Source organism: Collinsella sp. AF15-51, assembly GCF_003462845.1.
Lineage (GTDB): Bacteria > Actinomycetota > Coriobacteriia > Coriobacteriales > Coriobacteriaceae > Collinsella.
The window spans coordinates 15,291-27,913 of sequence record NZ_QRYG01000016.1 but is presented as its reverse complement, the minus strand read 5'-3'; the positions used below and the strand labels follow the sequence as shown (position 1 = coordinate 27,913).

Sequence of the window (12,623 nt, the reverse complement as noted above, 5' to 3'; positions counted from 1 at the left end):
GCTTTCCATGGGGTTTGTATCTGCCAACCAAGTGACGATTGGCTACGCCGCCGCCTCGCGCGAGGACGCGCTGCATTATCTGTCCGAGCAGGCTGTTGAGCTTGGTTTTGCCGATGACGCGTCTGCTGTAGAGGCGGCTTTTATTGCTCGCGAAAACGAGGCCGAGACTGGCCTCGTCGCCGGTTTTGCCGTTCCGCATGCCAAGAGCGATGCGATCCATACGCCGGGCGTGGCCGTGCTCAAGCTGTCCGAGCCTGTTGAGTGGCCGAGCTTTGATGGCGTGCCCGTCGATGTGGCGCTCGCGCTGTACGTGCCCGCCGGCGAAGCGGGAACCACGCACCTGCGTCTGCTCTCCAAGGCTGCCGTGATGCTGATGGATGCTGGCTTCCGTGACAGGGTGCGCGAAAGCACCGATCCTGTCGAGATTGCCGAGCTCATCAACGCCGGGCTCGAGGGCTAGAACGGGCTCTCCGTTCCATTAATCGATCCTTCTCCAAGGAAAAGGGCCGCGACGCTATAGGCGTCGCGGCCCTGTCTGCGTTTCCCCAGATAAAACCTGCCAAAATAAACCTGTCCCTTTTTGGTAGGTTAAACGGCGTAACTTAAAGGTTCATGTTGCCGTGGATGTAGGGGGTGACCTCGGGGGAGATATGGCCGCAGCCCAGCTCGCGCAGCGTGGACTCGATGGCGGCGGGCAGCGGGGTCTTGCCTTCGGCGTCGACGGCGGCACCGCTGAGGGCGGCGATCTTGGCGACGTCTGCCGGCGCGGCCTCGATATGCATGCAGCCGCCGACGAGGCGTGCGCGGACCTGGTCCAGGCCAAGGTCGTGCAGGTAGTCCTCACAGGTGCGGATTACATCGACCTTCTCGCGCGTGAGCTCCTCGCCCGTGGGGACTCGCGTGGCCAGGCAGGCTCCTGCCGGCAGGTTCCAGACGGGGTATCCCCAGGCGCGTAGCAGCTCGCGCTCCTCGTCCTTGGTAAAGCCGACCTCCATAAGCGGCGAGCGCACGCCGAGCTCCTGGGCGGCGCGCATGCCGGGGCGGTAGTCGCCGCGGTCGCTTGCGTTGCTGCCGTCGATGACGGTGGGAAAACCCAGCGACCTGGCGTGGTTGACGATGGCGGTAAAGCCGGCGCGCTTGCAGTGGTAGCAGCGGTCGGCGTCGTTGCAGGCTACCTGGGGGAGCTGCAGCTGATCGACCGAGAGGTTGAGCACGGGGAGCTTGAAATGTGGCCCCTCATCGGCCTGCCCGTCAACCGCCCGCTCAAACGAAGCCTGCTCGGGCGTGCCGATGAACGGCGTGGTGAGGTGAACGAGAAGCGTGCTGGCGGGCATGATGCGGGCGCAGACCGCGGCCAAAAAGCTGCTGTCGACGCCACCGGAAAAGCCGATGGCGACGCGTCCGTATGCTAAAAGCAGCTGCTCGAGCGCTGCGAGTTTGTCCTGAAGCCCCTCTGCGGGTGCGGTGGTGTCTGAAAGCATGAATTGATCCTTACCAATATGTACTCGGTCGAAAACTATAATCCTACTGGACTGCTTGTCATAAGACTTCTATCTATGTAACGGAAGTGCAATATGCTATATACGTTATATACAAGTTTACAGGTGCGGTAAAGTTGCGGGAGTACAGCAGCGCGAAGAGATGGGGGACCGATATGATCAAGGCCGTTATTTTTGACATGGACGGAACGCTGGTCGATACCGAGCGTTTGGGTATCAAGGCGTGGAAGGCGGGCGCGGCCGAGCTGGGATTCGCGATTGATGATGCGCTGATCCATCAGTTTATCGGTCGCACGCTGCCCGATGTCATGGAGATCCTTGATGAGCATTACGGCAGCTGCGAAACCGCTGAGGCAATCTATCGTCGCCATAGGGAGATTCGCGACGAGATGGTCAAGACCGATCTGGAGCTTAAGGACGGTGCCGCCGAGTGCATCGACGAGCTGCTGGCTGCGGGCTATCACGTGGGCCTTGCGACGTCGTCGCGCCACGTTACCGCCGAACGCAACCTTAAGACGGTTGGCCTCTTTGACAAGTTTGAGACGGTGACCTGCGGCGAGGACGTCGTGCACGGCAAGCCCGACCCCGAGATGTACCTGCTCGCCTGCGAGCGCGCGGGCTTTGCCCCCGAGGAGTGCGCCGTGGTCGAGGATTCCCGCAACGGCTGCGTCTCGGGCATCACGGCCGGCTGCCACGTCTTTGCCGTCCCCGATATCGTGCCGCTGCCGCAGGACGTGGTGGATAGCTGCGAGGCCGTGCTCGATACGCTGTTCGATCTGCCGGCGGCGGTCAAGGCTGTGCGCTAGCGTTTGCACGCGAGTCGCCATGCCCCGCGCCCGATCCCGCAGGACGGTGACGGTAACGGCGCCTGCGCGGAGGCGCTGACGCAGTCAGCCCCTCTTATCACGCCAAGATTGCTGTATTGGCCGATAAGAGGGGCATTGTGCTTTAAGCGACTGGGGCTGCGGCCTTGGTAAGGAGCTGGCGGAGGGTTATGACGTTACAAGTTACTCCAGGAGCCAGTCGATCACGTTGCGCTTGCGGACTCCTTCGTAGTTCGCGTCCGCAAACAGCGTGTCGAGCGTAAGAAGCGTCTTGGGGTAGTTGTCTCGGACTTTCTTAAAGGGGGCCAACTCTCGATTGAGGGTAGTTTCGTCGAGCGTTGTGGCTGAAACCTGAAAATAGGCTGTCTCGTCTGACTTTAGGGCAACAAAATCGATTTCCCCGCCGTCGATATTGCCCACGTAGACGTCGTATCCACGGCGTAGGAGCTCGAGATAAACAACATTTTCGAGGATATGACCGATATCGCTGCTTTGGGTTTTGACGAGAGCACCTCTAAGTCCAAGGTCAACGGCGTAGTATTTGCCGTTTGTTGAAAGAAGCTGCCGACCGCGCACGTTATAGCGCGGAGCAAAGTACAGCACAAGGCTGTCTGTTAAGCCTTTGAGGTATTTGGCTACGGTTTTCTGGTCGGTTTTGTTGCCGTTGGACGAGAGCGTGTCGGAGATTTTTTTAATCGAGATCCGGTTTCCAATGCTATGGAGTAGGAACTTGGTGATATCGCGCAGGGTCGGGACGTCCGAGACCTTCAGGCGTTCGATAACGTCGCGTATGACGATGGTATCGTAGAGGCTCATAAGATAATCGCGCGCCTGGGGTCCCTGAATACCCGTCTCGGCGATAAAGGGAAAAGAGCCCCGGGTGATGTACTCGTCAAACAACTGCGCGGGAGCCTTTCCGTCATTGGTTTTTGCCGAGCAAAACTCTTTAAAGGATAGGGGCAGCATCTTGAGCTCTACGTAGCGGCCGGAGAGCAAAGTTGCCAGCTCGCTCGAGAGCAGATAAGCGTTGGAACCGGTTATGTAGAGGTCGACATTGTCCTTGATAAAAAGACTGTCGACGGCTTTTTCGAAATGCTCGACGTGCTGTATCTCGTCCAGAAAAACGTAGTTCATCTTATCGGGGACGAGTCTGGCGGAAATGTAGTCGTAGAGTGCTCTATACGACGTAAGCGACTCGAACTCCAGGTCTTCAAAGTTGAGGGATATAACCTGGTCGCCTGTGATTCCATGATCGCGCAGGTAGCTACGGTAGATTTCGAATAGCTTTGATTTGCCGGACCTTCGCACGCCCGAAACGACCTTGATGACGTGCGAGTCTTTCCACGAAATGAGCCAGTCGAGGTACTGTTTGCGATCAATCAGATTCATGAAACCCCTTTCTTGGCGAGAAAAAACTGGAGCAAAATCAATACTTATAGGAAATATCTAAAAATATGGAATTGAATCTATTTTAACAAAAAAGTTAATGAAAAATGGATTACATTCCATAAATATCCGTAGCCGCAGGTCCGGCTAAACGGGGAGGGAACATGGGGCCAGCAAAACGCCGCAGCGGGACTGTTCCCGTTGCGGCGTTTTTTGTTACAGGTAGGCGCCCAGGTTGATGTCGGTTATTGGGGCCGCGGATGGGCCCGTCGGGTGCTGCTCGGCCTTTTGGGTGCTCACACGTTCGAGCAAGAAGGGGCGCACGAGCTCCTGACGGTTAATGTCCTCGGCGGCCGTGGCCGTGGTGACGGTGCGCGCGGCGGAGCCGATGCGGACTCGTTTGGTCTTGGCGGCAGGTTTATCCTCGATTTGCTCCATGAGCAATTGAACGCCCTTGCGGCCAATCTCGTAGCCTGGGGGTGCTACCGTGGTGAGCGGGACCGCCCCGCTCCAAGCGAGCGGGTTGCCGTCGCAGCCGGCCACGCGGACCTGGCCGGGGACGGAAATGCCTTTGTCGGTCAGCGCCGAGATAACGCCCGAGGCCAATACGTCGGTCAGGCCGATGACAAAATCGGGGCGCTCGTCAGCAGGGCGTTCGGCAATCTGGGTACCGATGCTGTAGCCGTCGGCTGCGGTATTCCACTCCCCGGCATCGATGACCTCAATTTTGATATCAGGATGCAGGGCAAGTGCCTTGTGGATGCCAAGGACGCGCAGGGTGAGCTGCATAAATGCCGCTCGGCCCACAACGGTGATATGGCGTGCGCCGCGGGCGATGGCGAGCTCGGCGATAATACGCCCCTGTGCCTCGTTGTCGGCGGCCACGTAGTAACCGGGCTCGGAGCAATGGATGTCCAGATAGACGATCGGCACGGGCATCTTGGTCATAGCGGGGTGCCAGTCGGGGGACGCCATGGGCTGAACCATGACGCCGGACATCTGCGTGCCCATAAAATAGCGCAGGTAATGATCCTCGAGAATATCGTCGTTATCAGCATTGGCGATGAGCAGATCGTAGCCGTGCTTGCGGGCCTCGTTGTGGGCGCCGCTGGCGATTTGGAGCGAAAAGCCGTGGTCGAGACGGGGGAGCACCAGGCCAAAGGACTTGGTGGCGCCGCCCGCGAGCTGACGAGCGCTTTGGTTGGGCAGGTAGCCCAGGCGATTGATGGTCTCGTTGATGAGACTGAGGGTCTCGGGGCGCAACTTCTCGGGATGGTTGAGCGCGTTGGAAACCGTGCCCAGCGAAACCCCGGCCTCGCGCGCGACGTCGCTGATTTTAACCTTTGCCATAGCGGCCCCTTTGATGCGTTTCAAGTACAAGCCAGATTGTAGCATCCTAAACCAACCAAAAAGTGGCAGGTTTATTTTGGCAGGTTTATCTGGGGAAACGCCGTTGCCAGCGCGACCACCACAAAGGTGCCTGTCCCCATTGTGGTGGTTTGGACCGGCTGGGCATGTGTGCATCGGGTGGTATCTAAGTTGAGATACCACTTCTGGTATATCAGCTTGCGCTTGCGTGAGTACAATACTCGAACGTTATACGTCTCAGCGCCCCCTGTGCGTGGACGTCTTGCAGTCACGCGAACGAAGGGATTTATCCTATGTGCGGAATCGTCGGCTACACCGGCTCTGATATTGCAAAGAACATCCTGGTCACGGGCCTCAAGCGTATGGAGTATCGCGGCTATGACTCCTCAGGCGTCGCGCTCGAGGTGGGCGAGGGTGCCGCGGCGCACCTCGACGTCATCCGCCGCGTGGGCAAGGTCGCGGGCCTGGAGAGCGAGCTTTCCAACATCGACAGCGACGCTACCTGCGGTATCGGTCACACCCGTTGGGCCACCCACGGCAAGCCCTCCGTCGTTAACGCCCATCCCCACACCAGCTGCGACGGTCGCATCGCCATCGTCCACAACGGCATCATCGAGAACTTCGCCGAGCTGCGCGAGGAGCTGGAGGGCCGCGGCCATCACTTTAAGAGCGAGACGGATACCGAGGTCTTCGCGCATCTGATCGAAGAGGCTTATGCCGAGACGCACGACCTGATGGCCTCTGTGCGCGAGGCGTGCACCCACGTGGTCGGTGCCTATGGTCTGGCCGCCGTGTGCGCTGACGAGCCCGGCGTGATCGCCGTAGCCCGCAAGGATTCCCCGATTGTGGTCGGCGCGGGCGAGACCGGCACCTATGTCGCCTCCGATGTCATCGCGCTCATCGACGCCACCCGCGATGTCGTGGTGCTCGAGGACGGTCAGTTTGCCAAGCTCACGCCCGCAGGCGTCGAGTACACCGACGAGGCCGGCAACGTTATCGAGCCCAAGGTCACCCACATCGACTGGGACCTGGACATGGCCGAAAAGGGCGGTTATCCCGACTTTATGCTCAAGGAAATCCACGAGCAGCCGCGCGTCGTGCGTGACACGCTGGTCGGTCGTATGACGCCGGCCGGCGAGCTCGACATCGACGAGCTTGGCCTTTCGCTCGAGGAACTCAACGACATCGACCGCGTCTACGTGATTGCTTGCGGCACCAGCTATCACGCCGGCCTCATTGCTAAGAATCTCATTGAGGGCTGGGCTCGTATTCCTACCGAGGTCGAGGCGGCCAGCGAGTTCCGCTACCGCAACCCCATCATTACGCCGACGACGCTTGTCGTTGCCGTGTCCCAGTCGGGCGAGACGGCCGATACCCTTGCCGCCATTCGCGACGCGCGCATCAAGGGTGCCAAGGTCTTCGGCATCACCAACGTGGTGGGCAGCCCCGTGGCGCGTGAGAGCGACGGCGTCATCTACACCAAGGCCAACAAGGAGATCGCGGTCGCCTCGACCAAGAGCTTCATCGGCCAGGTCGTGAGCCTGACGCTGCTGGCTCTGCTGCTAGCGCAGGTCAAGTACCGCCTGACCACCAAGCAGGCGCGCATGCTGTTCCGCGAGCTTTCCGATACGGCCGAGCAGATCCAGTGGATTTTGGATACCCAGACCGAGGCCGTGCATGAGGCCGCCCTGCTGTGCAAGGACGCGCAGTCGGCGCTGTTCGTGGGCCGTGGCATGGGTGCCGCTATTTCCTACGAGGGCGCACTCAAGCTCAAGGAGGTCAGCTACCTGCATGCCGAGGCCTACGCCGCCGGCGAGATGAAGCACGGCCCCATTGCCCTGATCGACCCGGGCTTCCCTGTCATCGCTGTGGCCACCAAGAGTGCCACCTACGACAAGACCGTGTCGAACCTCATGGAGTGCAAGGCGCGTGGCGCCAAGGTCATCGGCGTTGCCACCGAGGGTGACGAGGAGATCAACAAGATCGCCGACTGCATCATCCGCGTGCCGGCAGTCCGCGACGTGTTCAGCCCCATCACGGCGAGCGTCCCGCTGCAGTTGCTCGCCCGCGAGGTGGCCATCCTGCGCGGTTGCGACGTTGACCAACCTCGCAACCTGGCGAAAAGCGTCACGGTCGAATAATTGTTGTTCCGCCGTTCTAGTGACCGAGGCCCGGCTCCGTTGCAGCGGAGCCGGGCCTTGTTGCATTTGCCCAGATAAAACCTGCCAAAATAAACCTGTCCCTTTTTGGCAGGTTAGCGAAGCTTGCTGGTCTCGAAGTACTCGGGGAACTGGGCCAGGACCTCGGTTTGGTTGCGGAACATCATATGCAGGTGCTTGCTGACCAAAAAGCTCGCCTCGATGGGGTCGCGACCGGCGATGGCGCGGCGGATTTGCTTATGCTCGTTAACAGTCTCCTGATTGTCGAGCGTCTGTGTGGCGGCACGCAGCCAGCGGAAGCGCTCCAGGTCGGCATTGGTCTCTTCGAGCCACGACCACACGGTGCTACGGCATGCGATGCTAAAGATCATGCGGTGCATGAGGTTGTCGCTTAAAAAGAAGCCGATGCGATCCTCTTCGGCCATGGCCTTTTCCTGCAACGCGATGGCCCGGTCGAGCTGCTCGACGCCTGCCGAGGTGGCGCGCGCGCAGCACTCTACAATCACCTGTTTTTCCAGGTGCTCGCGAATGTAGCAGGCACTCTCGGCAAGGGTGAGGTTGATGGGCGAGACATAGGTGCCGCTTTGGGGCACGGTGCGCACCAGGCCCTCTTGCGCCAGACGCACCAGTGCCTCGCGCACAGGGGTGCGCCCCATATCCAGGTCGTCGCATAGCTGCTTGACGCCCAGCTTTTCGCCCGGTTTGTAGTCCAGATAGACGATCTTGCGTCGAATGGTGTGGTAGGACTGGTCCTGTAGGCTCGTTTCTTGCTCACCGATGTGCATCGATTCTTCCATAGCGCCTCGCAACCGTTCTATCACACTGATATGTCAGCTGTTAATTATGCCGCGAATCGGCTCTCCGCGGTGGGTAATTCGACTGTTGCCCAAGAACTATTGCGGCATCTTGGTCTGTGTTTACGCATGGCTGTGCTCAATGTTGCCGTATCATAAGCCGTCGCAAACGTGAAATAGAAAGAAGGAATCCCATATGCAACTGGCGAATATCGTACGCGAGCGCTGGAAGGGCGTATTGTTCTGCCTGATCGTCGCCATCCCCGCGACGTTGCTCGGCAAACAGGTTGAGGTGGTCGGCGGGCCGGTGTTTGCCATCCTCTTTGGCATGGTCCTGGCGCTCGTCTTTCCCAAGAATCGTCGCGAACAGCTCGCCGCCGGTGTCACCTATACGTCTAAAAAAGTCTTGCAGTACGCGGTAATCCTGCTTGGCTTTGGCATGAACCTCTCGCAGATTCTGTCCAAAGGCGCTCAGTCGCTGCCGATTATCGTGGCGACGATTTCGACCTCGCTTGTCATCGCCTTCGTGCTCTGCCGCGTTATGAACGTGCCGGGCAAGATCGCGACGCTTGTGGGTGTGGGTTCGTCGATTTGCGGCGGTTCTGCCATCGCCGCGACCGCGCCCGTCATCGATGCCGACGATCGCGAGATTGCCCAGGCTATTTCGGTCATCTTCCTGTTTAACGTTATCGCGGCGCTCGTGTTTCCGACGCTCGGCGGCATGCTCGGGCTGACCAACGAGGGCTTTGGCCTGTTTGCCGGCACCGCCATCAACGACACCTCGTCGGTAACGGCTGCGGCGAGCGCCTGGGACAGCATGCATCCCGGCGCCAATGTGCTCGAAAGCGCCACAGTGGTCAAGCTCACCAGGACGCTGGCCATTATTCCCATTACGTTGGTGCTCGCATGCTGGCAGATGCATCTGGCGCGCAAGGCCGGCGGCGACGCCAAAAGCACGTTCTCGCTTAAACGCGCGTTTCCCATGTTCGTGCTGTTCTTTGTGCTGGCGAGCGTAATCACCACGGTGCTTCAGCTTCCTGCATCCATTACGGCGCCCATCAAGGAGCTGTCGAAGTTCTTTATCGTGATGGCTATGGCGGCTATTGGCTTTAATACCGATATCGTCGAGCTGGTCAAAAAGGGCGGCAAGCCCATCGCGCTGGGCTTTTGCTGCTGGATTGGCATTGCGTGCATGAGTTTGGGAATGCAACACGTGCTGGGAATCTGGTAGAGAAGTAGCCAGTTTGCGTGTTGGCTGCTGGTGGGCGCATTCTCACGGTGGAGCGATAGGAGCTCTTGCGGGTATGGCTTGTCCGCAGGTTTATAAGTCCCGAAGAGCTCTTATCGCCCCGCCAGGATGGCGATGCGGGGCAACACCTATACTCGCAGGACGGCGCTTTCTGCCCTATAGTGTTTGGTGAGCAATATCGTTCAATTTTGAAACACTCGGTCGTGCGACCGTCGGCGGCTGTACGTCGCCGCGGACAGGGGCAAATCATGGATAGCGATGCCAAGCTGAACATCTTGACCGAGGCCCTGGCTGCTGCTGGGGCCTCGGCATTGGCAATCGATGCGCGTGGGGACGTCGCGATCTCGACCATGAACGACGCGGCGCTCGAGTGGGATGTGGCGGCTTTTGTCGCTGAGCGCCTCGACCGTTTAGGAGACGGCGCGCGTCTGGTTATGGGGCGTGCGGGTACGCGCCTGAGCCTGACCGTTCGCCCCACCGACAAAGAGGGCGGGGGCCTTTGGGTCGTCGTGGTCCGCGAGGTGCGCGGCGCCGCGGCGCATGCGGGCATCGAGTGGCTCAACGCCGACGAAGTTGAGGCCCGCTACGAATCGAGCGCGTACGGCATCGTTGAAGGCGCCGCTGCGGTAGCCGCACCGGTTGCCGAGAGCTATGCGCGCGGGGTGCCCCTTATGCTCGAGGGCGAGTTGGGCGCGGGTCAGGTCGAGATTGCCATGCGCCTCTATCTGGATGGCCCTTTTGCCGATCAACCCTTTGTTTCCGTCGCGCTCGATGAGCTCACCGAGCGCGGTTGGCGTCATGTGCTCAAAAGCTCCGAATCGCCGCTGTTCCAAACGGGGCTGACCCTTTGCATTGAGGGCTGGAACGCGGTTGGCCCCCAGCGCCTCCGCGAGCTCGTTTCCACGATGGCCGACACCGCGTTGGCGACGCGCTGCCATGTGGTGCTGACGGCGAATGACATGCCGGGCGGCAGCGAAAGTGATCAAGCCGCCTTTGTGACCGAGCGTTTCGCCTGTGCGGTGAGCGTGGCGCCGGCGATTGCCGAGCAGGGAGCCGCGTCGACGAAGGTTGCGCGCTATTTGGAATATCTCGCTGATGCATTTGGGACGGCAGCACCCACGCTGTCCGCCGCGGCGACGAAGACGCTCGATGCTTACCGCTGGCCGCGCAACTATCTGCAGCTCCGCGAGGTCTCGGAACGACTGTATATATTGGTGGGGACGGGCACGGTGGATCGCGCTGTGGCGGAGGAAGTGCTAGCCCAAGAGGACGTGATTAAGACCGCAACCTTTGGCGCCCCGACACTCGAAAGCGACCTGTATATCCTGCGACCGTTGGCCGATACCGAGCGAGATATCGCGCATCTGGTTGTAGATCATCTCCACGGCAACCGAACCCGTGCGGCGGAGGTGCTGGGCATAAGCCGAACAACGCTGTGGCGCTTGCTGAAGGACGATGACCGTTGAGCGAGGCGCCCGTGACCGCGCGCGACGCGTGTGCTACAGTCCAAAGCGTTATTGTTTCGATTTGGTTACGGCGTGCGGGGGCGTATGGCTGAGACTACAAAACCGAGCCGCAGAAGGCGGAGCGCCGCACCAGTCAACCGACGCACGACATCGGTGACGTGGGGCAAACACGCCTCGGGGTTTGATGGTTCGTTCAAGCGCACTAAATACGGCTATCCTTCGGCAAGCGCCCGCTTGGCCATGCAGGCAGAGTCCTCGTTGTGGGGCCGCAAGTGCGTGGTGGGCTCAAAGCTCAAGCACGACGGCACGCTCGGTTACATCAGCCGCGGGGCGGCTCGCCGCAGCGGACTCAATCCGGCTGGTTGGCATCGTTATGTTCCGATCGCGGTCGTCATTGCGGTGATCATCATCGCACTCGCTGCGCTTGGCTACGCCGGCGGCGGCGCCAACTTGGACGCAGTGTTTAAATCGCCCGAGCTCGCGCATGCAGGCACAGAAATTGTTGAGGGCGCTCAGACCCAGACGGGCGTCGCGCCCCAGCGCGGTATCGTTGCGGCAGCCTCCACCATCGCCGACGCTCAAAAGGACGACGGCGAACAGGGCGACGGCGCCGAAACGACCCACACGAACGAAACGACGACAACTCCACCGGCAAGATAAGTTGCGAGCGGGGTGGCTAAAATAGCCCCGTCCCAAATTAGCTACCCCTATGACGCTCCTGGGTTACCTTACGTAGACGACGTTGTTGCGGCGGGGTTTGGGCTCGGGTAGCGTGTCTTCGGCATAGCCCAGAATGCAGTGACCGACGCCGCGCAGGCTGCCGTCGGCGGGCAGACCCCACTTGGCCAGCAGTTCCAGTCCTTCGGGCGAGTCAAAGACCTCGTGCGCGCGGTGGATCCAACATGAATCGACGCCCAGCGCATAGGCTGCGTTGAGCAGATTGCCCATGGCGAGTGAGCCGTCTTCCAGGTGCGTGGGCACGCTGCGGTCGACGAGCACCACCACAACGGTCTTGGCGCCGTAGAAGGGATCTCCCTCGCTGCCCATAACTTGGGCGTTGAGCTGCGAGAGGCGCTCGACGGTTGCGGGGTCGGTGACGGCGACAAACGTCACCGGCTGGCGTCCCATGCCGCTCGGCGCGTACTGGCCTGCCTCGATAATGCGTGCGAGCTTCTCGGCCTCGACGGGGCGATCGCTGTAGTTACGGCAGCTGCGGCGGTGGATGAGCGCTTCGATGGTCTCCATGTGTCCTCCTGACGTTGGTTTCGATGCCTCGTTCTTACCCGCCGAACCAAAACCGTAATCGCGCCGTCGGCTCCAAACAATGCAAGCTACCAAGTGGAAAAGTTGGTTTGCATAAAACTTCAGCCAGAATGTGACAAACCGGTGGGATGATTAAACGTTTTATCCCGTCTACCCTGCGGTTTTTTACCACTTGCCTAAATCATGCCCGCATAACCCCTGATAAAGGTTTTACTAAAGGAGCATCAACGTTAATCAACGCGCCGTGGTGGCGCCGGGCCAGGAGGTAACTATCATGTTCCAGGCTGGAGATGTCGTCGAGACCGATTTCGAAGGATTTCTGAAGCTGCTGCGTTCCAAGACGCGCGCTTTCGTGTCAATCAACGATCACGAGTACTACATCACGCACACCGATGGCTATTGGCGTGTTCAGGATTGCGAGGCCCTCAACGATAAGGGCCACTTTACTGACTGCTCGGAGCTGGTCAACACGGTCTGCGAGGTCGTCGAGCTGCCGTGGATTGCCGGCAAGAGCCTGCACGATAGCTTCTCGGGCGCTACGGTCTATGAGGCCGTCGCCGCTTAACAGGCAATAAAACCCGATTTTCACGTGACCGCTGGCGCTGCCCCCGCGCC

Annotated in this window: 12 protein-coding genes; 7 read left to right on the top strand and 5 right to left on the bottom strand. The window is 60.0% G+C overall.

What is annotated here, in order from left to right:
• Positions 1-7 precede the first annotated feature (7 nt).
• The gene (locus DWW51_RS07915) at positions 8-460 is read left to right on the top strand and encodes a PTS sugar transporter subunit IIA (RefSeq protein WP_089573499.1); all 453 of its coding nucleotides are present in this window, start codon (positions 8-10) and stop codon (positions 458-460) included.
• Positions 461-602: 142 nt separating this feature from the next.
• On the opposite strand, the gene DWW51_RS07910 is transcribed toward DWW51_RS07915, so the two are convergent.
• Positions 603-1,481, bottom strand: coding sequence for an ATP-dependent sacrificial sulfur transferase LarE (locus DWW51_RS07910; RefSeq protein WP_117774120.1), 879 nt, complete (start codon positions 1,479-1,481; stop codon positions 603-605).
• 173 nt (positions 1,482-1,654) lie between these two features.
• Between DWW51_RS07910 and DWW51_RS07905 the strand changes: the two genes are divergently transcribed.
• Positions 1,655-2,305, top strand: coding sequence for an HAD family phosphatase (locus tag DWW51_RS07905; protein WP_117774119.1), 651 nt, complete (start codon positions 1,655-1,657; stop codon positions 2,303-2,305).
• Between the two features lie 201 nt (positions 2,306-2,506).
• Here the strand turns inward: DWW51_RS07905 and DWW51_RS07900 are convergent, their stop codons facing one another.
• Positions 2,507-3,712, bottom strand: coding sequence for an ATP-binding protein (locus DWW51_RS07900; RefSeq protein WP_117774118.1), 1,206 nt, complete (start codon positions 3,710-3,712; stop codon positions 2,507-2,509).
• Positions 3,713-3,925: 213 nt separating this feature from the next.
• Positions 3,926-5,059, bottom strand: a complete 1,134-nt coding sequence (locus tag DWW51_RS07895; protein WP_231501610.1) for a LacI family DNA-binding transcriptional regulator — start codon at positions 5,057-5,059, stop codon at positions 3,926-3,928.
• 311 nt (positions 5,060-5,370) lie between these two features.
• On the opposite strand from DWW51_RS07895, the gene glmS reads away from it, so the two are divergent.
• Positions 5,371-7,218 carry a glutamine--fructose-6-phosphate transaminase (isomerizing) gene (gene glmS, locus DWW51_RS07890; RefSeq protein WP_117774116.1) on the top strand — a complete coding sequence of 616 codons (1,848 nt, stop codon included), beginning with the start codon at positions 5,371-5,373 and terminating at the stop codon, positions 7,216-7,218.
• A 113-nt stretch (positions 7,219-7,331) separates the two neighbouring features.
• Here the strand turns inward: glmS and DWW51_RS07885 are convergent, their stop codons facing one another.
• Positions 7,332-8,033 (bottom strand): GntR family transcriptional regulator, encoded by a 702-nt coding sequence (locus tag DWW51_RS07885; protein ID WP_117774115.1) that lies wholly within the window; start codon positions 8,031-8,033, stop codon positions 7,332-7,334.
• Between the two features lie 193 nt (positions 8,034-8,226).
• Between DWW51_RS07885 and DWW51_RS07880 the strand changes: the two genes are divergently transcribed.
• The 3 genes from DWW51_RS07880 (at position 8,227) to DWW51_RS07870 (ending at position 11,405) form a co-directional block, all read left to right on the top strand.
• Positions 8,227-9,261 (top strand): YeiH family protein, encoded by a 1,035-nt coding sequence (locus DWW51_RS07880; protein WP_117640448.1) that lies wholly within the window; start codon positions 8,227-8,229, stop codon positions 9,259-9,261.
• 266 nt (positions 9,262-9,527) lie between these two features.
• Positions 9,528-10,745 (top strand): helix-turn-helix domain-containing protein, encoded by a 1,218-nt coding sequence (locus tag DWW51_RS07875; protein WP_117774114.1) that lies wholly within the window; start codon positions 9,528-9,530, stop codon positions 10,743-10,745.
• 84 nt (positions 10,746-10,829) lie between these two features.
• Positions 10,830-11,405 (top strand): hypothetical protein, encoded by a 576-nt coding sequence (locus DWW51_RS07870; protein WP_147344063.1) that lies wholly within the window; start codon positions 10,830-10,832, stop codon positions 11,403-11,405.
• Between the two features lie 63 nt (positions 11,406-11,468).
• On the opposite strand, the gene DWW51_RS07865 is transcribed toward DWW51_RS07870, so the two are convergent.
• Entirely contained in the window at positions 11,469-11,990 is a 522-nt protein-coding gene (locus tag DWW51_RS07865) for a nitroreductase family protein (RefSeq protein WP_117774112.1), read from the bottom strand.
• Positions 11,991-12,282: 292 nt separating this feature from the next.
• Between DWW51_RS07865 and DWW51_RS07860 the strand changes: the two genes are divergently transcribed.
• Positions 12,283-12,573 carry a hypothetical protein gene (locus DWW51_RS07860; protein ID WP_006235631.1) on the top strand — a complete coding sequence of 97 codons (291 nt, stop codon included), beginning with the start codon at positions 12,283-12,285 and terminating at the stop codon, positions 12,571-12,573.
• The last annotated feature ends 50 nt before the right edge of the window (positions 12,574-12,623 follow it).

Coding starts and splice junctions, on each gene's coding strand:
- DWW51_RS07865 (WP_117774112.1), bottom strand. CDS start 11,990: ATGGAGACCATCGAAGCGCTCATCCACCGCCGCAGCTGCCGTAACTAC.
- DWW51_RS07860 (WP_006235631.1), top strand. CDS start 12,283: ATGTTCCAGGCTGGAGATGTCGTCGAGACCGATTTCGAAGGATTTCTG.
- DWW51_RS07900 (WP_117774118.1), bottom strand. CDS start 3,712: ATGAATCTGATTGATCGCAAACAGTACCTCGACTGGCTCATTTCGTGG.
- DWW51_RS07915 (WP_089573499.1), top strand. CDS start 8: ATGGGGTTTGTATCTGCCAACCAAGTGACGATTGGCTACGCCGCCGCC.
- DWW51_RS07870 (WP_147344063.1), top strand. CDS start 10,830: ATGGCTGAGACTACAAAACCGAGCCGCAGAAGGCGGAGCGCCGCACCA.
- DWW51_RS07880 (WP_117640448.1), top strand. CDS start 8,227: ATGCAACTGGCGAATATCGTACGCGAGCGCTGGAAGGGCGTATTGTTC.
- DWW51_RS07885 (WP_117774115.1), bottom strand. CDS start 8,033: ATGGAAGAATCGATGCACATCGGTGAGCAAGAAACGAGCCTACAGGAC.
- DWW51_RS07895 (WP_231501610.1), bottom strand. CDS start 5,059: ATGGCAAAGGTTAAAATCAGCGACGTCGCGCGCGAGGCCGGGGTTTCG.
- DWW51_RS07905 (WP_117774119.1), top strand. CDS start 1,655: ATGATCAAGGCCGTTATTTTTGACATGGACGGAACGCTGGTCGATACC.
- DWW51_RS07910 (WP_117774120.1), bottom strand. CDS start 1,481: ATGCTTTCAGACACCACCGCACCCGCAGAGGGGCTTCAGGACAAACTC.
- glmS (WP_117774116.1), top strand. CDS start 5,371: ATGTGCGGAATCGTCGGCTACACCGGCTCTGATATTGCAAAGAACATC.
- DWW51_RS07875 (WP_117774114.1), top strand. CDS start 9,528: ATGGATAGCGATGCCAAGCTGAACATCTTGACCGAGGCCCTGGCTGCT.